Source organism: Tepidicaulis marinus (genome assembly GCF_000739695.1).
In the GTDB taxonomy this organism is placed as follows: Bacteria; Pseudomonadota; Alphaproteobacteria; order Parvibaculales; family Parvibaculaceae; genus Tepidicaulis; species Tepidicaulis marinus.
Window position 1 is genome coordinate 1 of the sequence record NZ_BBIO01000009.1, and the last position, 24,046, is coordinate 24,046.

The following is a 24,046-nucleotide window of genomic DNA, read 5'->3' on the forward strand; positions in this document are numbered from 1 at the left end:
AGTCTGGGCCGTGTCTCAGTCCCAGTGTGGCTGATCATCCTCTCAGACCAGCTATGGATCGTAGCCTTGGTGAGCCATTACCTCACCAACAAGCTAATCCAACGCGGGCCCATCTAGGGGCGATAAATCTTTCTCCCGAAGGACGTATACGGTATTAGCACAAGTTTCCCTGCGTTATTCCGTACCCCTAGGTAGGTTCCCACGCGTTACTCACCCGTCTGCCACTCTACTAACACCCGAAGGTGCGTTCGCGTTCGACTTGCATGTGTTAAGCCTGCCGCCAGCGTTCGTTCTGAGCCAGGATCAAACTCTCAAATTGAGCTGATCCGACTGTTACCCCGGTGAAACTACCGAGGCCGACGCAAAACACTCAAAATTGTCTTTTGACCAAAAGGTCAAATGACAGGGTGTTTTGAAACGTCAGACAGTCAGTGTCTTGTGCGCTCAAGCGTTTCTCTCAAGTTGCCCCGAGAGACGTTCCTGAGCTCGCCAGGACCCGCCGTCCACGTTTCTCTTTCTCAAAACCACAATGTCAAAGAGCAAGTGTGCTTTAAGCCGCAAGGCGTCCCAAAACACGTCAGTCTGTTTCCAGACCGAAGAAGCTGATTCACCTCATTAACTTAACGAGGCGGCCAGCCTTTGTACGAAGCGTTGGATCTTCGATTTGGCCACAAAAACCGCTCAAACGCAAGACCTTGCGAAGGAACCGTCTTTCCACCGGGAAGTGGAGCGCCGAAGCGCCGTGGCCCGGTGAGCGCGGTTTATATGGGGACTCTCCGGGGGTGTCAAACACCTTTTTGAAGGATTTCTGAATTTTTTCACCGGCATACGCTAACCCCCTGAAAAATATGAAAATATTCTCCCGGATGAGGCGAAAAAACTTCCCCGGCCCACCACCTTCTTCCGCCAGAAACCAATTAAACCGGCTCCGGAATTGACTCAGTTTTCCGCCCTTGCCGGTACTTGGCCGGGAACCAAGCGGTGAATCGCCCGGCGATTCACGGTTTATTGGACCTTTTGTGACAAACTCAAAACCATGCTTGGGAAAAGACGAGCAATTGGAAGGCGTTAGCAGGCGATCTTCCTGTACGGTCGAACAAAAAGGGCTAACTTGCGGAAAACCGAGGGAAATATTGGCCCGAATACTGCGTGGCCAATTGACACTTGTTCCATAGCGGGTCATCGTTCGGATCACCGTTATGGGGATAGCGGAAACGGTCACTGTTTGAGCGAGGCAAGCTCCTTGCGTGAAGCAGGCGCCTCGCGTGAAGCAGGCAGGCTACCTGGGGAATTGGGGGTATCTTTGTTCGATTCGGGGACTCGCGTGGACGATTCATCGAGAAACGGCAACGCCGCGTATTGGCGGGCGGCAGAAGACACTGCTTGGCCGCAGCACACACCCAAATGGCAGCGATCTCTTAAAGAGCGCCTTCACACCTTCAAGGAACGTCTTATGGCATCGGCCGGGTATCTGGCCGTGCCCGGCACCGCCTCGGCCAGCGAGCGCAGCAGGTATCTGAAAGCTGCCGCCGGCATGGCGGGCTTGTCCCTTGCCCTGCTCGGCATCGGCCTTGGCGTCTTGCTCGCCCCGCATGCCGGCACCGAACCTGCCATTCTGGCGGCCGATGCCACGCCCAAGCTGCTGGTGGAAGATATGCGCCCGCATGAAGAAGGCCGCGCGCAGGTTGCCGCCTCTTCTGTCGCGCCGGTAACGCTGCGGCTGGAAGAGCCGCGGACAACCACACAGGAAGAACTTGGCGAGACGGCGGATGAAACCGAGCTGAGCGCCAAAGATCAGATTACGGAAGAACTTCTGAGCGCCGACGCGCCCGCCCAAAAGGCGCAAGCGGCAGCGCCGGTCACGCCGGAACGCATTACCCGCACGGTCTCCGTCGGCCGCGGCGACACGCTGATGGGCGTGCTTGTGGGCAAAGGCGCCGTGCGCGAGGACGCGCATATGGCGATCGCAGCCATGCGCTCTCATTATGACCCGCGCAAGCTGCGTGCCGGCCAGGAACTGGAACTGACTTTCGAGGAATGGCCGCGCGAGGCCGATGCGACAGCGAACGCGGATGAAGAGGCGCCCGCCAACACGCTGCTCTCCATGGCGATCAAGACCGATGTCGACCGCCAGGTTGCCGTGCACCGCATGGCCGACGGCACGTATAAAGGCGAGGAGATCGTCACGGAGCTGAAGACCGGCTACGTGCAAGCCAAAGCCACCATCGATTCCAGCCTTTTTCTCGCCGCCAATGATGCAGGCATTCCCCCTGCCATCACGGTCGAGCTGATCCGGATGTATTCCTACGACATCGACTTCCAGCGCGAGATCCGCGTCGGCGACAGTTTCGAGGTATTCTTCGCCCGCGATTATGACGAGAACGGCGTTGCGGTGCGCGAAGGCCAGGTTCTTTACGCGGCCATGACCGTCGGCGGCAAGAAACGCCAGCTTTGGCGCTTCGATCCGGGTGACGGCAATTGGGACTATTTCGACCAGAACGGCCAGAGCATGAAGAAATTCCTGATGAAGACGCCGATCGACGGCGCCCGCATCTCATCGAATTTCGGCCGCCGCAAGCACCCGATCCTGGGCTACACGAAACTTCATTCGGGTACGGACTTCGCCGCGCCCACCGGCACGCCGATTTATGCGGCAGGCGACGGCACGGTGGAAATGGCCCGCCGCTATGGCGGCTACGGCAACTATATCCGGCTGCGCCATGCCAATGGCTACAAGACGGCCTATGCGCATATGAACGGCTTCGCCCGCGGCATCAAGGAAGGCCGGCGCGTGCGCCAGGGCCAGGTGATCGGCTATGTCGGCACCACCGGCCGCTCCACGGGCCCGCACTTGCATTATGAAGTCATGGTCAATGGCAAGAAGACCAATCCGCTTAAAATCCGCGTGCCGACCGGGCGCAAACTGGCGAAAGCGGAGCTCAAAAAATTCGCCGCCATTCAACAAGACATCAATTTGAAGATGGCTGCCGCGCCCGAGCTGACGAAAGTCGCCAAGGCGGATATCACCGAATAAGCCGCGCAAGGCACACATAAAAAGGCCGGAGACTTCTCCGGCCTTTTCTTTGCGCAAGGCCCAAGCTTATTCCGCCAGGAACGCCAAAACAGCAGCGTTCACAGCCTCCGGTTTTTCCAGCGGGATGAAGTGGCTCCCGCCGGGCACGATATGGAGCTGGCCGTTCGGCAAAAGCGCCGCCATTTTTTCCGTATGTGCCGGTTTCGTGGAATCGAACTCCCCCGCCATAACAAGAACGGGCGCCGATACGCCTTGCAGTTCAGCCTCGGTGATGGAGGGCTCCGTCTGCCACATGGTCATGATCTTCCCAAAGAAGACAGGCCAGTGTGCAGGGTCCTCCGCCAGACGCTCATACATGCCGCGCGCCGCTGCAAAGGCCTCATCATCCGCACTGAGCGAAGAAAAATCCCCCTCGATTCCGCTGACATCGTAATTCGCACCGATCGCCACGACTTTGCCGACACGCTCCGGCGCATGGACGGCGAGCAGCAGGCCGATAATGCCGCCATCGCTCCAGCCCACGACATCGGCTTTGGCAATGCCCAGATGATCCATCAGCGCCGTGACATCGCCGGCCATGTCGCGGTAATGCAGCGCGCCTGCCGGCTCGCTCGAGCGGCCATGCCCGCGGCTGTCCACCGCGATAACCCGGTGCGCGTCGCTCAGGGCCCTGATCTGATAATGCATGCTTTCAATGAAGCCCGTGCCGCCATGCAGCACGATCACCGGCGGCCCCTCACCGTAAACCTCGTAGTAAAGCTCGATGCCGTTGACCGGCACCTTGTCAGCCGCATGAGGCGCGCCTGTCACCGCCTTCCAGGCATAAAAGCCCGGAATGCCGCTTGCCGACTGATTGATCCAGTAAGCCCCCGCTGCAGCTAGCAGCAAGAGGACGGCGAGTCCTGCCCAAACCTTCCTCATGAAATCTCTCCCCTGTTGCGCCCCAACTTAAAAGCAGGAGACGGCAAAAGAACAGAGGCAAGAGCGGGAAACAAGAACCAAAGAAAAGGCCGGGCAGGGCCCGGCCTTCTCAAACACGTTTCATCAGACTTATTCCGCCGCCGCCTGCTCGGCTGCCTTCTCATTGAAGAGCAACCCGTCTTCGCCCAGCGTCACCTTGACGGTTTCCCCGTCCTTGATTTCGCCTTCCAGCAAGAGCTCGGCAAGCGGGTCCTGCACATTGCGCTGAATGACCCGCTTCAAAGGCCGGGCGCCATAGACAGGGTCATAGCCTTTCTCGGCCAGCCAGTGCCGGGCCGCGCCGTCCAGTTCCAGCGTGATGTGCCGCCCTGCCAGAAGCTCCAGCAAACGGGCAAGCTGGATATCGACAATGGCGTCCATCTGGCTGCGGTCCAGCCGGTGGAAGAGCAGGATCTCATCGAGCCGGTTGAGGAATTCGGGCCGGAAGCGGGCACGGACCACATCCATCACCTGTTCGCGCACGGCCTCCGTGTCCTCGCCTTCGCTTTGTGCGGCCAGGAACTCGGCGCCCAAGTTCGATGTCATGATGATAATGACATTCTTGAAGTCGACCGTGCGGCCCTGTCCGTCCGTCAGGCGCCCGTCATCGAGCACCTGAAGAAGCACGTTGAAGACATCCGGATGGGCTTTTTCGATCTCGTCGAAAAGCACGACCTGATAGGGCCGCCGGCGCACCGCCTCGGTCAGCGCCCCGCCTTCTTCATAACCCACATAGCCGGGCGGCGCCCCGATCAGCCGGGCAACCGAATGTTTCTCCATATATTCGGACATATCGAGCCGGCAGATCGCCTGATCGTCATCGAAGAGGAACCCGGCGAGCGCCTTCGTCAGTTCCGTCTTACCGACGCCCGTCGGCCCGAGGAAGAGGAAGGAACCGATCGGCCGGTTGGGATCCTGCAAGCCCGCGCGCGCGCGGCGCACGGCGCGGGAGACGGCGGCAACCGCCTCTTCCTGCCCGATCACCCGTCCGCGCAGCGCCGTTTCCATTTGAAGGAGCTTTTCGCGCTCGCCCTCGAGCATCTTGTCGACGGGAATCCCCGTCCAGCGGGAGACGACCTGCGCCACATCTTCGTTCGTGACGGCCTCATCCACCAGCGTCTCGCTTTCTTCCTCGGCCTGCTCAAGTTCCTGCAACCGCTTTTCCAGCGCCGGAATGATGCCGTAGGAAAGCTCGCTGGCCCGCTCCAGATTGCCCTTGCGCTGCGCCTGCACGAGTTCGTTGCGCGCGCCGTCCAGCTCTTCCTTGAGCTTTTGCGCATCGCCCAGGCGCTGTTTTTCCGCTTGCCAGGCAGCAGTCAGCGCCGCCGACTTCGAATCGAGTTCGGCCAGTTCTTGCTCAATGCGATCGAGGCGCTCTTTGGAGGCGCTGTCGGTTTCCTTTTTCAGCGCTTCGCGTTCGATCTTGAGCTGAATGATCCGCCGGTCGAGCTCGTCCAGTTCTTCCGGCTTGGAATCGACCTGCATGCGCAGCCGGCTTGCCGCCTCATCCACAAGGTCAATAGCCTTGTCGGGCAAAAACCGGTCGGTGATATAGCGGTCCGACAGCGTCGCCGCCGAAACGATGGCACTGTCGGTAATCCGCACCCCGTGATGCAGCTCGTACTTCTCTTTCAGCCCGCGCAGGATCGAGATCGTGTCTTCCACCGTCGGCTCGGCAACGAAGACCGGCTGGAAGCGGCGGGCAAGAGCGGCATCCTTTTCCACATATTTGCGGTACTCGTTGAGCGTCGTTGCGCCCACACAGTGCAGTTCCCCGCGCGCCAGGGCGGGTTTGAGCAAGTTCGAGGCATCCATCGCCCCGTCCGTCTTGCCCGCGCCGACAAGCGTGTGCATTTCGTCGATGAAAAGAATGATCTGCCCGTCCGCCGAGCCGACTTCCGAGAGCACCGCTTTCAGCCGCTCCTCGAACTCGCCCCGGTATTTCGCCCCGGCGATGAGCGAGCCCATATCGAGCGAAAGCAGCGACTTGTTGCGAAGACTTTCGGGCACATCGCCATTGACGATGCGCAGCGCCAGCCCTTCCACGATGGCCGTCTTACCGACGCCGGGCTCGCCGATCAGCACCGGGTTGTTTTTCGTACGCCGCGAGAGCACCTGGATTGAGCGGCGGATTTCCTCGTCGCGCCCGATCACCGGGTCGAGTTTGCCGTTGCGCGCCTCTTCGGTCAGATCGCGCGCATATTTCTTCAAGGCGTCATAGGCCTCTTCCGCCGAGGCGCTGTCGGCGGTGCGCCCTTTACGTATTTCATTGATCGCGGCATTGAGATTTTGCGGATTGGCCCCGGCAGCCGAAAGCGCTTTTTGCGCGCCCGTGCCCGGCTCGATGGCCAGCGCCAAAAGCAGCCGTTCGACGGTGACGAAACTGTCGCCCGCCTTTTTCATCAATTGTTCGGCCTGCTCGAAAACTTTTGCGGTTTCAGGCGCGAGATAAAGCTGCCCGGCGCCGCCCCCTTCAACCTTGGGGATGGCGGCAAGCGCTGCTTCCACCGCGCTTAAAGCCGCGGCCGGATCGCCGCCTGCATTGCGGATGAGGCCGGCGGCAAGCCCTTCTTCATCGTCCAGAATGACTTTGAGCAGATGTTCCGGCGTCAGGCGCTGATGGCCTTCACGCAGCGCCAAACCCTGGGCGGATTGAATGAACCCGCGCGCACGGTCCGTATATTTTTCCAGATCCATGACGGTCCTCTTGTCAGCACATCAAGGTTACCCGATCAAATCAGCATAGCCCGAGATGTCTATTGTGGCATTGATCTGCCGCATGCCGCAGCTTCCCTTGAAGCCCAGACAAACAGCAGAAGATGACGCGGCCCTTAAAGGCGCCGCGCTTCATCTATATGGGTGTGCCCCATCTGCCACACAAGAAGAGTGGGATTGAAAATCTGCGCGCGGCAGCGCGTTACTGGGCCGCTTCCGCCGGCGTGCCGTCCGAACCGGTTCCCGACGGGCCTTCATCGCCGCCCTCACTGGAGGCATCGCTGCGCGGCGCGCGGCGCCGGCGTGTGGTGCGGCGCTTGGGCTGCGCCTCGGCGTCGCCGTTTTCTTCGGCTGCCGGCCCGTTGTCGCGGCCATTGCCTGAAGCCGTTTCCCCGGTGTCCTGCGCGCCGTTTGCCCGCTCATCGGACGGAGCTTGATCCTGCCCCGCCTGGTTCCGCTGGTCTTGGTCCCGTGACGGCTGACGGTTCTGAGTCCGGCCGCCGCGTGTGCGCGCTTGCCGGGGCTGGCCATCTGCCTGTGCTCCGGCCCCTTGTGCTCCGGCCCCTTGTGCTCCAGCCCCTTGCGCTGCAGCGCCGTCGCCGCCTTCCTCGTACTCGCCCTCCTCGCCATTATCCTGGCTCTCGGAGCGCCGGGCATCGCCGTTCTGGCGCGCCTCGTCGTTCGAATAGCTTTGATGCTGGAGAATCAGCCGGTAGTAATGCTCCGCATGCTGAAGATAGTTCTCCGCCGCAATCCGGTCGCCCGAAGATTGCGCGTCGCGGGCGAGCGCCTGATATTTCTCACAAATATGCTGAACGGTGCCGCGGATTTTTACATCCGGCCCGCTGCTGTCCATGGTCCGTCCAAGCGGATTTTGCGGACGGCGGCCACGGCCGCGGGCTCTTTTTGGGTTTTGACCCTGCCTCATTGTTTTTCGACTCTCGTAACAGTCCAAAAAAATGGATTTATCTACTGGCTATACGCCCATTCGATAATGTGATCGGCATATCTCGCCGCTAGAGCGGAGCGAAAGAACGTATTCTTTTTCCGCCGTGAAATTTCTGCTCATACGCTCATCGCACAATTCCGCCGGTAGAAGCCGTCAGGCGCGAACTGCTTAGGCAATGATGCGTAGAAGTTTGGCGAAGGTGCCCAATCACGGCACCCGTTACCATTATGCTTTGATTGCCTGAGATCAAGTTTGTCTGAAACCAAGCCTTGCCGCCCGTCGAAAAACTTCCTCCGAATGAAAGATCGAAGAAGGATCCATGGGCGGGACGGCAACTCAAAGCGCCAACCCTCACTCGCAACCTAGCCGCTGGGCCCGGTCTTTCCAAGTCTTTTTTACGCGGCTTTTTTGCCCGTTTTTATCGCCTGCGAACGGCCATAACGCGGGGTTTTCCGGCCAAATCCTCGGCCACTTCGATCACATCGAGCGCCGCGCGCTCGGCCAGATCGAGCAAGGCCGTTTCCTGCCCCGCACCGAACTCGAAAACGCCGATACCACCATCAAGCGCCAGCGCACCGAACTGCCGGAAAAGAACACGGTAAGGATCGAGCCCGTCCTCACCGCCATTAAGCGCGGCATGCGGATCGTAGTCTCTAACCTCGCGCTGCAAGGCGCCGATATCCGCATAAGGAATATAAGGCGGATTGCTTACCACAAGGTGAAAACGCCCGCAAAACGCCCCGCCCCAATCGGCACAGGCAAAGGCCGCGCGGCGCTCGAGGCCCAGCGCCGCTGCATTCTGCCGGGCCATGCGCAGCGCTTTTTCAGAGCGGTCGGTGCCGAGCCCCCAAGCACCGTCAAGCGCATGAAGCAGCGCCAGCAGCAGGCAGCCCGTGCCCGTTCCGAGATCGAGCACCCGCGGGCTTTCACCCTCCGGCGCGTTAAAATGACGGAGCGCCGTTTCCACCAATGTTTCGCTATCGGGGCGCGGGTCGAGCGTTGCGTCATTGAGGCCGAACGAAAGCCCCCAAAACTCCCGCCGCCCCAGAATGCGCGAGACGGGCTCACCCGCAAGCCGCCGCTCAAGAAAGGCCTGTGCGGCATCCCGCTCTTCAATGCTCAGTTTTTCTTCCGGGGCTAAGATCAGCGCGATCTCTTCCACGCCGAGCGCGGCGCATAGAAGAAGGCGCGCATCGAGCGCCGGAGTCTCGATACCGCTCCGGGTGAGCTCTACCGCCATCTGGCGGCGCATGTCTTCCCGGCTCGGCAAAGCTCCGGAGGGCGGCGCCTTACTCACGCGACATCGCCCATGGCGGCAAGCTGGGCGGCCTGGTCTTCGGCGATCAGCGCCGAGATAAGTTCCTCCAGCGCTTCGCCTTCCAGCACCTTGTCGAGCTTGTGCAAAGTCAAATTGATGCGGTGATCGGTCACGCGCCCTTGCGGGAAATTATAGGTACGGATGCGCTCCGAGCGGTCGCCGGAGCCCACTTGGCCCTTGCGCGTTGCCGCCCGCTCTTCCGCCTGGCGCTCGCGCTCGGCTTCAAAGAGCCTGGCCCGCAGCACCTGCAAAGCGCGGGCGCGGTTCTTGTGCTGGGATTTTTCATCCTGCTGCGTCACCACGATGCCCGTCGGAATATGCGTAATACGCACCGCGCTGTCGGTCGTGTTGACATGCTGGCCGCCCGCCCCGCTCGAGCGGTAAACGTCGATGCGCAAATCCTTGTCTTCGATCTTCACATCGACCTCCTCGGGCTGCGGCAAAACCGCAACCGTTGCAGCGGAGGTATGAATGCGCCCGCCCGATTCCGTTGCCGGCACGCGCTGCACCCGGTGAACCCCGCTTTCGAATTTCAGCCGCGCGAAAACCCCCTCGCCCGAAACGGCAAGAATGATTTCCTTATAGCCGCCCACCTCGCCTTCCGACACGGAGATGAGTTCGATCTTCCAGCCGCGCGCGGCGGCATAACGCTCATACATGCGGAAAAGATCGCCTGCGAAAAGCGCCGCTTCATCGCCGCCCGTCCCGGCGCGGATTTCCACGATAGCGTTGCAATTATCGGCAGCATCTTTCGGCAGCAGCATCAGCTCGACGCCGCGCTCAAGCTCGGGCAATCGCTCTTCCAGCTCTTCGGCTTCCTCGCGCGCCATCTCCGCCATTTCAGGATCGGCCTGCATTTCGCGGGCCTCCTTAAGCGCCGCCACGGCATCGCGGTACTCCATGACCGCTGCGGCAATGGGCTGGAGCTCGGAAAATTCCTTGGAGAGTTTGACGAAGCGGTCCGGCGCCAGATCGGAATTCATTTCCGATTGAATGGCATCGAACCGGTCGAGAACGCGCTGCAGCTTTTCCTGGGGTATCATGGGTCCGGTCTTGCAAAGAAAAAGGAAAGGGCGACGGACCCCGCGCTAATCGCCCGCCGCCGCATGGGGCAGCTCTTTCTTTGCCGCTTCTTCTTCGGCCCGTGCCTTATCGATTTCGGCGGCCTTTTCCTCAACCAGCGAGACAAGATGATCGATCATCTTGTCATTCGCCATTTTATGGTCCGGCAGCCCGGCAAGATAGACCATGCCCGAGCCCGCGCCGCCGCCGGTAAAACCGATATCGGTATGCGTCGCCTCGCCCGGCCCGTTCACCACGCAGCCGATGACGGAGAGCGTCATAGGCGTGGAGATATGCGCAAGCCTGTCTTCCAGCACCTTGACAGTCTCGATGACATTAAAGCCCTGACGCGCGCAGGAGGGACAGGAAATGATATTGACGCCCCGGTGCCGGAGGCCAAGCGATTTCAGGATATCGAAACCGACGCGGATCTCTTCCACGGGATCGGCGGAAAGGGAGACGCGGATCGTATCGCCGATGCCCGCCCAAAGCAGCGAGCCGAGACCGATGGAAGACTTCACCGTCCCGCTCATCAGCCCGCCCGCCTCCGTAATCCCAAGATGCAAGGGGCAATCCACCGCTTCGGCCAGCGCCTGATAAGCGGCAACGGTCAGGAAAATATCCGACGCCTTGACGGAAATCTTGTACTCGCGGAAATCGTTATCTTCGAGCACACGCACATGATCGAGCGCGCTTTCCACCATCGCTTCGGGGCAAGGCTCTCCGTATTTTTCCAGAAGATGTTTTTCCAGCGAGCCGGCATTCACGCCGATGCGGATCGAGCAGCCATGATCTTTCGCCGCCTGCACCACCTCGCGCACGCGCGCGGGTGAACCGATATTGCCCGGATTGATGCGCAGGCATGCCGCCCCCGCCTCCGCCGCTTCGATGGCACGCTTATAATGGAAGTGGATATCCGCCACGATGGGAACGGAAACCTCGGCGGTAATTTCTTTAAGCGCCCGCGCGGAAGGTTCATCCGGGCAGGAGACGCGCACGATATCGGCGCCAGCTTCCTCCAGCTGATGGATCTGCGCCACCGTCGCCGCCACGTCATGAGTGAGCGTATTGGTCATGGACTGCACGGTGATCGGCGCATCGCCGCCCACCGGCACGTTGCCGACAAAAATCTGGCGGCTTTTGCGCCGCTCGATATCGCGCCAAGGACGAATGCTCATGAACCAACTGCCTTCCGCAGGCTTGACCGGGCCAGCCGCAAGGGCCGCTGCCGTCTTTTAGAACCGTTTCGCGTTCTATAGCAAAATGGACGCGCGCTTGCAGCTATCAAGGCCGCGAGGCGTCCTGCCGGGCGAATTAAAGGCGCAAAAGGCGCAAAAGGCGCAAAAGCCGCATAAACCCCTGATCAGCGCAGATCGCCCGGATTGAGCGACTTGCCGGTCAGGACCAAACCCGCAGGGCCCGCATAGCCGACCGACTGATCGTCCACCAGAATTTCAAAGGCACCCGCGTCCCGGGCCACCAGAATAAGCCCGTCGATATTGGGCGTGCGGTAAACATCGCCGGATTTCAGCGTCTGATTGATCAGCACGTTGCCGGCCTGATCTTCCACCCGCATCCAGGCATCTTTAAGGGCGCGGATGATGACCCGGCCTGCGGCCGCCCCTTCCGCGCCATAAACGGCCCCGCCATCGAGCGGTGTGGCGGTCGCCTCGCCTCCATCCGGGGTTTCATAATCTTCCGGCCGCCCAGCGCGCGTGTCGAGCGTCTGGGCGGGGCTCGGCCCGGTCTCGCTGCCGGGCGCAGGGGTGAGCGCGGCCATCTGCTCTTCGCCCGCCGTTTCTTCACCCGCGCTGCCTTCAAGAGCGGGGGCGGCAGGCTCGGGAACCGAATTTTCAAGCGGCCCAGCTTCGAGCGGCAGCGCGTCATCGAGCAGCGCTTGGCGCTGCAAGGCAGGGCTCCGGCTCATCGGCGCCGCCGTTGCCCGGTCGCCCGCAAAAGAGCGGATTTCAGGCTCATCGCCGGAAGGGGCGGGCGCGGCACTGCTTTCCCCGCTCTGCGCGGGAAGCGGCGGCACACGCTCGCTCACCATCTTGTCGGCGGAAATCGACAGATACCAGCCGCCATAAATTGCGCCGGCCAAAAGGAAGAAAAGAATGATCAGCGAGCCGCGCGGCAGCCGCGCTTCCTCGATGACTTCAGGAAAGGAAAACGCATCGTTGCCGGCCTGCGGACCGCCTTGTCCGGCACGTTCGCCCGTTTCATCGGGCGGCGCGGTTTCCTGCTTATAGGCATCGGCCATCGCCGCCCCGTCGAGCCCCAGATAAGCGGCATAGGAGCGGATGAAACCCAGCGCGTAGGGCCGGCCGGGAAGCGCCGTATGACGCCCGTCTTCCAGCGCCTCAAGATAGGCGCGGCGGATGCGCAGGCTTTCGGAAATCTGCGCCAGATCCTCGCCGCGTTTCAGCCGGGCCGCGCGCAGCTTGTCGCCCACCCGCTCCACCGCGGGGCTGCCCGTCTCGGGCACATCGTCGCGAATGTCGCGAAGCTGGAGCCGGCGGCGGCCAGCTTCCTGCTCAGCATCTGAACCTTCTTGATCCACCATAAGTCCCGCTCGCGGAATCTCTCGTTTCGCCAAAACCCCAATTGGACCCTGCAGGCCGCTTCCCCGCGCCCGCCAGGCTCCCAGCGCCCTGCCTTCATCCCGCAAGGACCTGGCAAGGACCCGGCAAGGACAAAGGACCGCCTCTTGCCGTTTTCATCAACTCTTGCAGCCTAAACGCCCCAGCCCGCATCCCCAAATGCGAACCGGACGCAAGAACTGGACATCAAGGCCGTCCGCTACCCAAGCTGCCAGGATCGTAACGCTGTTTGGTTAACTAAATCAAAAGACGAAGCCCGGCGCAATGACCGATCTATCTGAAATCAAAGGCAAAATAGGTCAATGCGGAGTGCCGGTGCCCTGTGGATGCTTTCCTGCCCTCTAGAGCTGGATATCGTTTTCTTCGGCAAAACGCAAAAGGTCGCCCCGCACGCTGGCATCGGGACGTGCGTAAAGCGCCTCCATGAAAGCGGCCAATTTGCCGGTATCGAGCGACCGGACCATCATTTTCACCGGGCCGACGGCGGCCGGGGACATGGAAATCCGCCGGAAACCGATCCCTATCAGCGCCATGGCCTCCAAGGGCTTGCCCGCAACTTCCCCGCATAACGTCAGCGGCACGCCGTGCTTCTGGCAGGCAAGCACCACATGGCGCAGGAAATTCAGCGCGGAGGGCGATAGCAAATCATAGCGCTGGGCAACCCGTGCGTTGCCTCTGTCGCTAGCAAAGAAAAACTGCAAGAGATCGTTCGAGCCGACGGAGACGAAATCCACCAGCGGTAAAAGCGTATCGAACTGCCAGGCAAGCGAGGGCACTTCCAGCATCGTGCCCACTTGCAACCCGGTCGGGCGCGGCTTGTCGAATTTCTCGAGCCGCCGCAGCTCTTTATCGACGAGCGCGCGGGCACGCACGAATTCGGAAACTTCCGTCACCATCGGGAACATGAGCCTGAGCTCGCGCCCTGCCGCCGCCGCCAGAAGCGCGCGCAGCTGATGACGCAACAGCGCGGGCCGGTCGAGCGCGATGCGGATCGCGCGCCAGCCGAGCGCCGGGTTTTCTTCGTTCGCCACCTTCATGTAAGGCAGCACCTTGTCGCCGCCGATATCGAGCGTGCGGAAGACGACGGGCTTATCGCCCGCCGCATCGAGCACCGCCTGATAAAGTTCCTGCTGATCCTTCTGGCTCGGCAGCGTCGAGGCGATCATGAATTGCAGCTCGGTTCTGAAAAGACCGATCCCATCCGCCCCCGATTCTTCCATATGCGGCAGATCGACAAGCAGGCCCGCGTTCACATTGAGATCGACCCGCACGCCGTCCAGCGTCCGGGGTTCTTCATGGCGGATGGCTTTATATTGTTCCTGGCGCCGCGCCCGGAAGCGCGCTTTTTCCGAATAGGCTTCGACGACTTCCTGCGAGGGGCGGATGTAAAGCTCGCCCGTATCCCCGTCGACGATGATCGCATCGCCGTCTTCGATATGATCGAGCACGCCGTCCGCGCGCCCCACCGCCGAAAGTCCGAGCGCGCGCGCCACGATGGCGACATGAGCATTCGCCGCGCCTTCTTCGAGCACCAGCCCGCGCAATTTCGACTTGTCGTAATCGAGCAGTTCCGCCGGGCCCATATTGCGCGCAATGACGATCGCATCCTCCGGCAGCATGGCGCTGACGGAGGAAAGCCCGACCCCGGTCAGAACCCGCAAGAGCCGGTTGGCAAGATCGTCGAGATCGTGCAGCCGGTCGCGCAAATAAGGATCGGTCTGGCGCAGCATGCGCGCACGCGTGTCGTTCTGCACCCGCTCGACCGCCGCTTCTGCCGTGAGCCCCGTGCGCACCACATCGACCATGCGCTTCAGCCAGCCGCGGTCATTGGCGAACATGCGGTAGGCTTGCAGCACCTCGCGGTGCTCGCCCGCATGGGAGAGATCGGAGGTGGAAAGCATCCGGTCGATGGAAGAGCGAAGCTCATAGACCGAGCTTTCAAGCCGCGCGATTTCCTGATCCACATCTTCCGCGATGAGATGGGTGACATGAACGCGCGGCTCATGCAGCACCGCATGGCCAAGCGCAATGCCTTCGGAAAGCGAGGTGCCGGCAAGATAATGCGGCTGGCCGGGCTGGCTCGCCGCCACTTCGGAAAACTCGTCCGCATCGAGAAGATCCGCCGCACCGATCAGCTCGGCCAGCACCATGGCGACGGTTTCCAGCGCCTCGACTTCCTCTTCGGAATAGTGACGCATCGTGCGGTTCTGCACGACAAGCACGCCGATCACCCGCCCCCCGCGCAAGATGGGCACGCCCATCAGGGACTTGTAAATTTCTTCGCCTGTTTCCGGCCGGTAGGCGAAGGCGGGATGCGCCTGCGCATCCGTCAGATTGAGCGGGCGGGCATGCTGGGCGATGTCGCCGACAAGACCTTCGCCCACCCGCAGCCGTGTCTGGTGCACGGCGGAAGGGTTCAGACCTTGCGTGGCGAACAGCTCGAGCAGATTGCCTTTGCGCAAGAGGTAAAGCGAGCACACCTCTGTGACCATGTTCTGCGCGATCAGAACCACGGTCTTGTCGAGGCGTTTTTGCGGGCTGCCCGGTTCGGCCATCGCCTCCCGGAGCCGCCGCAGCAAAACGCGCGGATTGCCGACATCGCGCCGCATCAGCCCGTCACCTTTCCGGCTCAAATGAGAACGTTGACACCCGGTTTCCGCACAAAGCCGTTATGGGCCCGGTGCCGCTCACGCGGCATCGAGCTCATAGGCCGAATGCAGGGCACGCAGCGCAAGTTCGGTGTACTCAGCATCGATCAGAACGGAAACCTTGATTTCCGACGTAGAGATCACATGGATGTTGATGCCCTTGTCGGCAAGCGTCTGAAACATCTTTTGCGCGACACCGGCATGCGAGCGCATGCCCACGCCGATGATCGACAGTTTCACGACATCCGTATCGCTTTTCAGTTCCTCAAAACCGATATCGGCCTGCGCTTTGCGCAACACGTCTTCGGCGCGGGCCAGATCGCTCGCCGGCACCGTGAAGGTCACATCCGTGCGCTTGTCTTCTTCGGAGACGTCCTGAACGATCATATCCACATTGATCGAGGCATCGGCGAGCGGTCCGAAAATTTTCGCGGCGACGCCGGGCTGATCCTGGACTTTCTGGACCGTGATTTTCGCTTCGTCTTTCGTATAGGCAATACCGCTGACGACTTCCTGTTCCACAATCTCATCCTCACCGCAAACTAGGGTACCTGGGCCATTGTAATTTGCCCCCTCGCCGCCGCCTTGCGGCGCGTCGGGCGCATCGAAACTGGAACGCACCTGCAGGCGCACACCGTGCACCATGGCAAGTTCCACCGACCGCGTTTGAAGAACCTTGGCACCGAGCGATGCCATTTCCAGCATTTCTTCGTAACTGATCTTATCAAGGCGCCGGGCCTTCGCAACGATACGCGGATCTGTCGTGTAAACACCGTCCACATCCGTATAGATGTCGCAGCGCTCCGCCTTGATGGCGGCGGCAATGGCAACGGCGCTCGTATCCGAGCCGCCCCGGCCAAGGGTCGTGATTCGGTTGTCCGGGCCGATGCCCTGAAAACCGGCAATCACCGCCACTTGTCCCTGTTCGAGACGTTCGATCAGGTTGGTGCCGTCGATCTCCGTGATACGGGCGGTCGAGTGCGCGCCGTTCGTGCGGATCGGCACTTGCCAGCCGAGCCAGGAGCGGGCCGCAACGCCCATTTCCTGCAGCGCAATCGATAAAAGACCGACCGTTACCTGTTCGCCGGAGGCGACGACGGTGTCATATTCGCGCGCGTCATGCAGGCGCGCCGCTTCGTTCACCCAGCCGACGAGTTCGTTGGTTTTGCCCGACATGGCCGAGACCACCACCGCAACCTGGTTGCCGGCGTCCACCTCACGTTTCACGTGGGCAGCGACATTCTTGATACGCTCCACATCGGCTACCGATGTGCCGCCGAATTTCATGACCAAACGGGCCATCATTTCTCCTCTTTGATGCGGGCGTCTGGACCGCAGCCGCTCTTGGCTCATATACAAGGACTGGATGAAAGTGATGAAACATCCGAAACTTTACGGCCCCGCACCGGCGGGCTCATACATACTGGCTTGCCCGGCAAGTCGCAACCGCCCCTGAAAAGGCGCCCCCCACGGGCCCCGGAAGCCCCAGAAGGTCCTGAATGAACCCGAAACGCGAACCCCCTGCCTCTTCCCCCGCCTCTGCCAAGGCTCCGTCCGGGAAGCGCCCGCGCCCAAAAACCCCGCAAGACCCCTCCCAAGGGCCGCAAGGGGTCACGGTGGATGCCGGAGAAATCGCCCGTTTCAGCGCCATGGCCGCGGAATGGTGGGACCCGCGGGGGAAATTCCGCCCGCTCCATAAATTCAATCCCGTCCGCCTCGGCTATATCCGCAGCCAGGTCTGTGCCCATTTCGGCCTGGATGAGAGCGCACGCCAGCCGCTGAAAGGCCTGCGCCTGCTCGATATCGGCTGCGGCGGCGGGCTTTTGAGCGAGCCCATGACACGGCTGGGGGCTGAGGTCGTGGGCGCGGATGCGGGGGAGGCGAACATCAAGACCGCCAGCGTCCATGCCGCCGAGCAGGACCTTGCCATCGATTACCGCGCCACCACCGCCGAGGCGCTGGCGGAAGCGGGCGAAAAATTCGATGTCATTTTGAACATGGAAGTCATCGAGCATGTCGCCGATGTCGATGCGTTTTTGGCCGCCTGCGCCGCCATGCTGAAGCCGGAGGGTATGATGATCTGCGCCACACTCAACCGGACGTTGAAAGCGCTCGGCCTTGCCGTCATCGGCGCGGAATATGTGCTGGGCTGGCTGCCGCGAGGTACCCATGACTGGCGCAAATTCATTACCCCGCAGGAGTTTGAGAGGCATTTGCAGCGCCAGAAGCTGAAAGTGAACCACTTGACCGGTGTGTCGTATAATCCCTTGCAAGATAGGTGGTTTCTCAGCGGCGATAGAGACGTAAACTACATGCTCGTTGCCGTGCCTGTCCGTTAATTGACGGATAGGAAACCGGAGAGTCTCCGGAAAGGGGGAGGGCAACCGGTATGGATCATAGCGTAAACCTGGAACCGAAAATTCAGCCGCGCCAAAAACGGGCGAAAGCCACCTATGAGCGCCTGCTGGATGTTGCCGCCCGCCTTTTGGAAGAAGAAGGCGTGGAGCGTATCTCCACGAATATGATCGCCGAACATGCGGGCGTGACCGTGCCCGCGCTCTACCGCTACTTCCCGAATAAATATGCCGTACTGCGCGCGCTGGGCGACCGGCTGATGGAGCGCCAGAACGAAGTGGCGATGGCGTGGCTTTCCGAGCAAGGCGAGCCTGACCCGGTCGGCCTTTTCGAAAGCGCGGAAGATTTCATGCTGCGCACCATCACCGTTACGGTGGAACAGCCGGGAGGCCTTGCCATCATGCGCGCTCTGCGCGCCGTGCCCACATTGCAGGATGTGCGCCTTGCCTCCCACCGGCAGGTCACTGATCTCATCGTCGAATATCTGGCCACGATCACGCCGATGGAATCGCGCGAGAAAGCTTGGAAACAGGCGCGTTTTTCCGTCGAGATGGGCTATGCCGCGGTGGAAATGGCGCTGGAGGAAGACCGGCTCTCCTATGAGGACATCGTCAAGGAGGCCTCGCGTCAGCTCAGGGCCTATTGGGCGCCCTGGCTGGAGAAATTCCGCAAAGATAGCGATAACTAATTTATTGTTGATCGGCCCGGCCGTTTCCGCCATTGTCTTCAGAACAGCACATCAAGGGGGAATGATCGTGCCCGGTTCTGTAAACCCAAGCGCGGCATATGCCGCGGACCATTCTTCAAGAAAAACCGCGCCGCCGCTTAAACCGAGCCGGTCCGTTCTGGCGCTCGGCCTCGGCGCCGCGCTTATGGGCCTTGCCGCCTGCGCGCCCGATGAGCCGCAAGATACCCGCAGCCCGGAGGAAATCGCCGAGGACGCGCGCGCGCGGCTGCCGGATGATCCCGTTCTTGCCGAAAAATATGCCCGCTCCTGCAAGACCTGCCATGGCGACCCGATGAACGGCGCGCCGCTCTCGGGCGACATCAAAGCCTGGGCAAAGCGGCTGGAATGGCGCGGCAGGGACGGCCTGCTGCAAAGCACGTTGAACGGCTTCGGCGCCATGCCGCCGCTCGGCCTCTGCCCCGACTGCTCTGTGGAAGAGTTCGAAAAGCTCATCGCTTTTCTCGCCAATCAGCCCCAGCCTGAAGGCGCGCCTTAATCCCGTTTCAAATAAGCCGAAGCCCAGGAGCCGGACCATGGACCTTACCCGCCGCAAAATCTTGACCCTTGGGGCCAGTGCCGCCGTGAGCGCCGCCGCCCTTGCCGCCGGCACGCCGCTTAAAGCGCTGGCGCAGTCCGCTCGGCGCATCAAATGGCAGAACTGGTCGGGCGGGCAAAGCTGTCTGCCCGAAGCCCGCCTTGCGCCGGGCACGGCCGGCGAGCTCGCCGCGCTCCTTAAAGAAGCCCCGCGTCCCATCCGCCCGGTGGGGGCCGGCCATTCCTTCACCGCGCTCGTGCCGACAGAGGGCACAGTGCTCTCCCTCGACCGCCTCTCCGGTGTCCTCGATGCGGATGCTGAGAACATGACCGCCACTTTCGGCGCAGGCACAAGGCTCGGCAATATCGGCAAGGCACTCGAAGAAAAAGGCCAAGCGCTGATCAATATGCCCGACATCAACAAGCAGACCCTGGCCGGGTCCGTCTCCACCTCCACCCATGGGACGGGCGCAGAGTTCGGTTCGCTGTCGAGCTATATCACCCAGCTTGAACTCGTCACTGCGAGCGGCGAAGTGCTGACCTGCTCGCCGTCACAGAATACGGAAGTGTTCGAAGCGGCCCGCGTCTCGCTCGGCGCGCTCGGCGTTCTCACCAAAATCACGCTGCAAAACCGCACGCCCTACAAACTGACGCGGCGCATCTGGTCCCTGCCCTTCGATCAGATGATGGAGGAGGCCGAGAGCCTCGCCGCGCAGCACCGCAATTTCGAATTCTATTACATTCCCTATTCGGGTATGTGCCTTGCCATCACCCATGACGAGACGGATGAAGACATCCGTCCGCGCGTCAGCACCGATGACGATGATGCCGTGATGACCTTGAAGGCGCTGCAGGAGTGGCTGGGCTGGGCGCCGTCACTGCGCGAATATCTCATCCGCTCCGAGCTCGAAGACCTGCCCGAAGAAGTCTATGTCGATACCTCCTGGCGCATCTATCCGAGCGAGCGCGGCGTGCGCTTCAACGAGATGGAATATCACCTGCCGCGCGAAAAGGCGCTCGATGCCTTGAAGGAAGTGCGCCGCACGATCGAGGAAAACAATATCGAAGTGTTCTTCCCCATCGAGTTCCGCTTCGTGAAGGGCGATGATCTCTGGCTTTCGCCCTTTACGGGCCGCGAGAGCTGCTCCATCGCCGTCCACCGCTATCACGAAGAAGAATACGAACCTTACTTCCAGGCGATGGAACCGATTTTCCGCGCTCATGATGGCCGGCCCCATTGGGGCAAGCTTCACACGCTGGGCGCAGACGATTTCGCCGCGCTTTATCCGCGCTGGAACGATTTCCTGAAAGTGCGCCGCGCGCTCGACCCGGAAGGCATCTTCCTCAACGATCATTTGCGCCACGTTTTCGGAGAAGCCTGAGCCATGGCCGATTTCAAGAAACAGCTTGCCTCCATCGACCGGCGCCTTCTCATCGGCGGCGGCGCGGCGCTCGGGCTCACCGCCGGTTTCTTCGGCCTGCGCCCTTCGAATAACGGTGCGGAGGCTACCCCCTATTTCAATGCCATGACGGGCGCGCTCAAACGCGAAAAGCTGGAACGGCCCACCCTTGTCATCGACCGCGCCGCGCTCGACCGGAATATCGACCTGTTAAAAGCCGATCTTAGCCCCGGCATGGGCTACAGGATCGTGGCGAAATCCCTGCCCGCGCTCGGCCTTGTCAAACGCATCATGGAACGGGCGGGCACGGACAAGCTCATGGTCTTCCATCAGCCCTTCCTCAATTACGTCGCCGCCAATGTACCCGGCGCAAACGTCCTCCTCGGCAAACCGATGCCGGTGGCAGCGGCGGCGCGGTTCTACGATCATGCCGCCCCCGGCTCTTTCGATCCGGCCCGGCAAGTAGAATGGCTGATCGACACGCCCCAGCGCCTTGCGCAATACGCAGACCTTGCCAAGGCGCTGGGGGTTGCCATGCGCGTCAATATCGAAATCGATGTCGGCCTGCACAGGGGCGGCGTGCGCGACAAAGCCACACTCAAAACCATGCTGGAGGCGATCGATGCCGCGCCCGGGCTCAGCTTTTCCGGCTTCATGGGCTACGACCCGCACCTTGCCAGCGTGCCCGGCCTTCTCGGCTGGCAGGAAAGCGCCATCGAAAACTCGAAAGCCGTCTATCGGGGGTTCGTGGAGACCGCCCGCGCCCATTATGGCGAGGCCTGGAACAGAGACGCGCTGACGCTGAACACAGCAGGCAGCCCGACTTACCGCTTTCACACGGAAAGCAAAATCGCCAATGAAGTGGCGGTGGGTTCGGCCCTCGTCAAACCGACCGATTTCGACATTCCGACGCTGGAAGGCCATGAACCGGCGGCCTTCATCTCGACCCCGGTTCTCAAAACCGCCGAGCGCACGGAAATTCCGGGCCTCGAATTTCTCTACGGCCTCACCTCGGCCTGGGACCGCAACAGCGCCAAAACCGCCTTCATCTATGGCGGCAAATGGCTCGCCAAACCCGTCGCCCCGCAAGGCCTGCAGCTCAATTCCCTGTTCGGACGCTCGACCAATCAGGAAATGCTGAACCATTCGGACCACATCTCCTTGAAGCCGGGCGATCACGTTACCTTCCGCCCGACACAGAGCGAATTCGTTTTCCTCCAATTCGGGGATATTGCCGTTTACGACCCGGCGGAAGAGCGCATCGTGGAAAGCTGGCCGGTCTTCCAGCAAGGCGCATGAGGCGCGCGAAACGCTAATTCGTTTTGCGCTTTTCGAGGCCGGGCAGCGGCGCCACTTCCACACCCTCCTCGATCAGCTCGCACGCTTCGGCAAGTGTGGTCTCGCCGTAAATATCCCGGCGCGGGGTTTCTTCGTAATGCATGCGGCGGGCTTCTTCGGCAAACCTGTCGCCGACATAATCGTAATGCGTTTCCACATGGCGGCGCAGCTCGCTCATCATGAGCGTGACTTTCTCGGCGATCTCGGCGCCCGCGCGCGTCTTGCCGGGCGCCTCGGGCTTCGTGTTCCCCTTGCGCGGAATGGAGGGCGCCATCAGCCCTTTGCGCACCCTGGCGCTGGCGCATTGCGGGCAAATTACATCGCCCGCTGCCGCCTGTTCATCGAAATCAGATGAAGAGCGGAACCAGCCGTCGAATTCATGGTCCTTATCGCAGATCAGCCGGTAGCGGATCATGCCTATGCCTCTCCTGAAGCCTTAAAAGCGCCGGAAGGTGCCAAAACTGCCCTATCGTGGTCAAGCGCGGGAATGCGCGAGCGCGCCTCGGCAACCTTGGCCGGATCGATCTCTGCCAGGATAAATGTAGGCTCTTGCGCCGCTTCGGCCAGAATCTCGCCCCAAGGAGAGATGATGAGACTGTGGCCGTAGGTCTGGCGGCCGTTTTCATGGGTGCCCCCTTGCGCGGGCGCGATCACGAAACAGCCCGTCTCGATGGCCCGGGCACGTAAAAGCACATGCCAATGCGCCTCGCCCGTCTTCTGCGTAAAGGCGGAGGGCACGGTGAGGAAAGAGGCCCCGGTTTTTGCAAGCTGGCGGTAAAGATAAGGAAAGCGCAGATCGTAGCAAACGCTGAGCCCGAGGCGGCCCCAGGGCAGATCCGCTATCACCGCTTCCGTGCCCGCGCGGTAATTCTTCGATTCCCGGTAGCTCTCCCCGCCCGGCAGATCGACATCGAACATATGGATCTTGTCATAGCGGGCTTTGAGGCTTCCGTCCGGCCCGATCAGAAGCGAGCGGTTGACGACTTTATCGGGCGCAACACGCAGGGCGAGCGAGCCTACCAGCAGCCAGACGGAAAGCTCCTCCGCCAACTGCCGGAAAGCTAAAAGCGCGGGGTCTTTGGCTTCTTCCACGCAAGTGGCGAACAGCACATCCGCCTTCAATTCCATAAGCGAGGTGGTTTCAGGCGTCGCGATGAACTGCGCGCCCGCACCATGGGCCGCGCGGATGAGCGCGCTCGCCGCCTCTATATTCTCCTGGACATTGCGGCCCGTGCGCAATTGCACGCAGGCCGCTTTGAAAGGCGCCGCGGTCATCCCCATCCCGCTCCTTCTTGAAATCAGGCCGCGAGAAGCGGGTCGAGCTTGCCGGAGGCTTCCAGCGCATAAAGCTCGTCGCAGCCGCCGACATGCGTGTCACCGACGAAAATCTGCGGCACCGTATGCGCGCCGCCCGCCTTTTGCATCATCTGGCGGCGCACATCGGCATCCATGCCCACATCGATTTCGCGGAACGTAACGCCTTTCTTGTCGAGCAGCGCTTTGGCCCGGTAGCAATAGGGGCACATCATGGTGGTGTAGATGGTGACGTTGGCCAAAATAATCCTCAACTCTTCAACAAGGGTGAAGCTTATCATATAGGGGGCGCTTCCTCTCCCGCAACTCGCGCTATCGTGAGCACGCTGACCATTGCCGCGCCTTCCTTAAGGAGCACCCGGGTGCAGGCTTCCACCGTCGCCCCGGTGGTCAGCACATCATCCACCAGCAGCACATGCTTGCCCGCGATCTTGGCGCCTTTGCCCGCTTTCAGCGAAAAAGCCCCGGCGACATTGCGCCGCCGTGCCCCCGCGCTGAGGCCCACCTGCGCCTTTGTCGGGCGGTGGCGAAGGAGAATTTCAGGATCGGCAGGCTTGCCGGAAAGCCGTGCAAGAGCTCTGGAAAGCTCGGCCGCCTGATTGAAGCGCCGCCATAAAAGCCGCCGGGCATGAAGCGGCACCGGGCAAATCAGATCGGCCTCGGCAAGCAGCCCGGCGCCCGCCTGCGCCATCAGCCGGGCAAAGGTTGGGGCAAGCTCCAGCCTATCGCCATATTTCAGCCGGCTGATGAGCCGGGCCGCGGCATCATTGTAAAGCAGCGCCGCGCGCGCCCGCGTGAAAGCGGGAGGCCGGGCAAGGGCTGCCGCCGAAACCGCGCCCTCCCCCGGATCATAAGCAAAGGGCGCGCCGGTGATCCGGCAAAAAGGCTCGCCGATGAAATCGAAGGCGCTCCAGCAAGGCGCGCAAAAGGCATAGTGACGGTCTAGCCCCGCCCCGCAGGAAAGGCAGCGCGGCGGCAGAAGAAAATCCCCGGCCCGGCGCATGAGCGCGCGCAAGGCCGCGCCATCGCTCTTTCCCGCTTCCCCCGCCTCCGCCTGCATCTTGCCCCTCCCGGCTCACCTGAAACGCCCGG

Annotated in this window: 20 protein-coding genes and 1 rRNA gene; 6 read left to right on the plus strand and 15 right to left on the minus strand. The window is 61.5% G+C overall.

Features of this window, described 5'->3' with window-relative positions; translation table 11 throughout:
* Positions 1 to 319: ribosomal RNA gene (locus tag M2A_RS09390) — 16S ribosomal RNA — on the minus strand; the annotation flags it as partial.
* Positions 320 to 607: 288 nt separating this feature from the next.
* Positions 608 to 1,183 carry a hypothetical protein gene (locus M2A_RS17995; protein ID WP_156101718.1) on the minus strand — a complete coding sequence of 192 codons (576 nt, stop codon included), beginning with the start codon at positions 1,181 to 1,183 and terminating at the stop codon, positions 608 to 610.
* A 270-nt stretch (positions 1,184 to 1,453) separates the two neighbouring features.
* On the opposite strand from M2A_RS17995, the gene M2A_RS09395 reads away from it, so the two are divergent.
* Positions 1,454 to 3,034 (plus strand): M23 family metallopeptidase, encoded by a 1,581-nt coding sequence (locus M2A_RS09395; protein ID WP_052379365.1) that lies wholly within the window; start codon positions 1,454 to 1,456, stop codon positions 3,032 to 3,034.
* 66 nt (positions 3,035 to 3,100) lie between these two features.
* On the opposite strand, the gene M2A_RS09400 is transcribed toward M2A_RS09395, so the two are convergent.
* The 9 genes from M2A_RS09400 to M2A_RS09440 all read right to left on the minus strand — a co-directional run bounded on the left by M2A_RS09400 (position 3,101) and on the right by M2A_RS09440 (position 16,588).
* A complete protein-coding gene (locus M2A_RS09400) occupies positions 3,101 to 3,955 on the minus strand; it encodes an alpha/beta fold hydrolase (RefSeq protein ID WP_045446341.1) in 855 nt (284 codons plus the stop codon).
* A 129-nt stretch (positions 3,956 to 4,084) separates the two neighbouring features.
* A complete protein-coding gene (gene clpB, locus M2A_RS09405; RefSeq protein WP_045446344.1) occupies positions 4,085 to 6,691 on the minus strand; it encodes an ATP-dependent chaperone ClpB in 2,607 nt (868 codons plus the stop codon).
* Positions 6,692 to 6,911: 220 nt separating this feature from the next.
* The gene (locus M2A_RS09410; protein ID WP_081875531.1) at positions 6,912 to 7,637 is read right to left on the minus strand and encodes a DUF4167 domain-containing protein; all 726 of its coding nucleotides are present in this window, start codon (positions 7,635 to 7,637) and stop codon (positions 6,912 to 6,914) included.
* A 439-nt stretch (positions 7,638 to 8,076) separates the two neighbouring features.
* The gene (prmC, locus tag M2A_RS09415; protein WP_244444414.1) at positions 8,077 to 8,955 is read right to left on the minus strand and encodes a peptide chain release factor N(5)-glutamine methyltransferase; all 879 of its coding nucleotides are present in this window, start codon (positions 8,953 to 8,955) and stop codon (positions 8,077 to 8,079) included.
* Positions 8,952 to 10,019 (minus strand): peptide chain release factor 1, encoded by a 1,068-nt coding sequence (gene prfA / locus M2A_RS09420; protein ID WP_045446353.1) that lies wholly within the window; start codon positions 10,017 to 10,019, stop codon positions 8,952 to 8,954. Before prfA ends, prmC begins: the two co-directional genes overlap by 4 nt.
* Before the next feature lie 45 nt (positions 10,020 to 10,064).
* Positions 10,065 to 11,216 (minus strand): flavodoxin-dependent (E)-4-hydroxy-3-methylbut-2-enyl-diphosphate synthase, encoded by a 1,152-nt coding sequence (gene ispG / locus M2A_RS09425; RefSeq protein WP_045446356.1) that lies wholly within the window; start codon positions 11,214 to 11,216, stop codon positions 10,065 to 10,067.
* 185 nt (positions 11,217 to 11,401) lie between these two features.
* Positions 11,402 to 12,601, minus strand: coding sequence for a helix-turn-helix domain-containing protein (locus M2A_RS09430; RefSeq protein ID WP_045446361.1), 1,200 nt, complete (start codon positions 12,599 to 12,601; stop codon positions 11,402 to 11,404).
* 378 nt (positions 12,602 to 12,979) lie between these two features.
* On the minus strand, positions 12,980 to 15,247 hold the full coding sequence (gene ptsP, locus M2A_RS09435; protein WP_045446364.1) for a phosphoenolpyruvate--protein phosphotransferase: 2,268 nt from the start codon (positions 15,245 to 15,247) through the stop codon (positions 12,980 to 12,982).
* A gap of 78 nt (positions 15,248 to 15,325) precedes the next feature.
* Positions 15,326 to 16,588 carry an aspartate kinase gene (locus M2A_RS09440; RefSeq protein ID WP_045446595.1) on the minus strand — a complete coding sequence of 421 codons (1,263 nt, stop codon included), beginning with the start codon at positions 16,586 to 16,588 and terminating at the stop codon, positions 15,326 to 15,328.
* Between the two features lie 347 nt (positions 16,589 to 16,935).
* On the opposite strand from M2A_RS09440, the gene ubiG reads away from it, so the two are divergent.
* From ubiG to M2A_RS09465, 5 genes are all read left to right on the plus strand, one after another.
* Positions 16,936 to 17,625 carry a bifunctional 2-polyprenyl-6-hydroxyphenol methylase/3-demethylubiquinol 3-O-methyltransferase UbiG gene (gene ubiG, locus M2A_RS09445; protein ID WP_045446598.1) on the plus strand — a complete coding sequence of 230 codons (690 nt, stop codon included), beginning with the start codon at positions 16,936 to 16,938 and terminating at the stop codon, positions 17,623 to 17,625.
* Positions 17,626 to 17,675: 50 nt separating this feature from the next.
* A complete protein-coding gene (locus tag M2A_RS09450) occupies positions 17,676 to 18,329 on the plus strand; it encodes a TetR/AcrR family transcriptional regulator (RefSeq protein WP_045446367.1) in 654 nt (217 codons plus the stop codon).
* Between the two features lie 67 nt (positions 18,330 to 18,396).
* Entirely contained in the window at positions 18,397 to 18,864 is a 468-nt protein-coding gene (locus M2A_RS09455; protein WP_197052894.1) for a c-type cytochrome, read from the plus strand.
* A 37-nt stretch (positions 18,865 to 18,901) separates the two neighbouring features.
* Positions 18,902 to 20,284 (plus strand): D-arabinono-1,4-lactone oxidase, encoded by a 1,383-nt coding sequence (locus tag M2A_RS09460; RefSeq protein WP_045446370.1) that lies wholly within the window; start codon positions 18,902 to 18,904, stop codon positions 20,282 to 20,284.
* Between the two features lie 3 nt (positions 20,285 to 20,287).
* Positions 20,288 to 21,601, plus strand: a complete 1,314-nt coding sequence (locus M2A_RS09465; protein WP_156101719.1) for a DSD1 family PLP-dependent enzyme — start codon at positions 20,288 to 20,290, stop codon at positions 21,599 to 21,601.
* 13 nt (positions 21,602 to 21,614) lie between these two features.
* On the opposite strand, the gene M2A_RS09470 is transcribed toward M2A_RS09465, so the two are convergent.
* The 4 genes from M2A_RS09470 to M2A_RS09485 are packed head-to-tail and all read right to left on the minus strand — an operon-like array spanning position 21,615 to position 24,014.
* Entirely contained in the window at positions 21,615 to 22,055 is a 441-nt protein-coding gene (locus M2A_RS09470) for a DUF1178 family protein (protein ID WP_045446372.1), read from the minus strand.
* A gap of 2 nt (positions 22,056 to 22,057) precedes the next feature.
* Positions 22,058 to 22,915 carry a carbon-nitrogen hydrolase family protein gene (locus tag M2A_RS09475; RefSeq protein ID WP_045446608.1) on the minus strand — a complete coding sequence of 286 codons (858 nt, stop codon included), beginning with the start codon at positions 22,913 to 22,915 and terminating at the stop codon, positions 22,058 to 22,060.
* 23 nt (positions 22,916 to 22,938) lie between these two features.
* The gene (grxC, locus tag M2A_RS09480) at positions 22,939 to 23,196 is read right to left on the minus strand and encodes a glutaredoxin 3 (protein WP_156101720.1); all 258 of its coding nucleotides are present in this window, start codon (positions 23,194 to 23,196) and stop codon (positions 22,939 to 22,941) included.
* Positions 23,197 to 23,231: 35 nt separating this feature from the next.
* On the minus strand, positions 23,232 to 24,014 hold the full coding sequence (locus tag M2A_RS09485) for a ComF family protein (RefSeq protein ID WP_081875534.1): 783 nt from the start codon (positions 24,012 to 24,014) through the stop codon (positions 23,232 to 23,234).
* Positions 24,015 to 24,046: the final 32 nt, after the last annotated feature.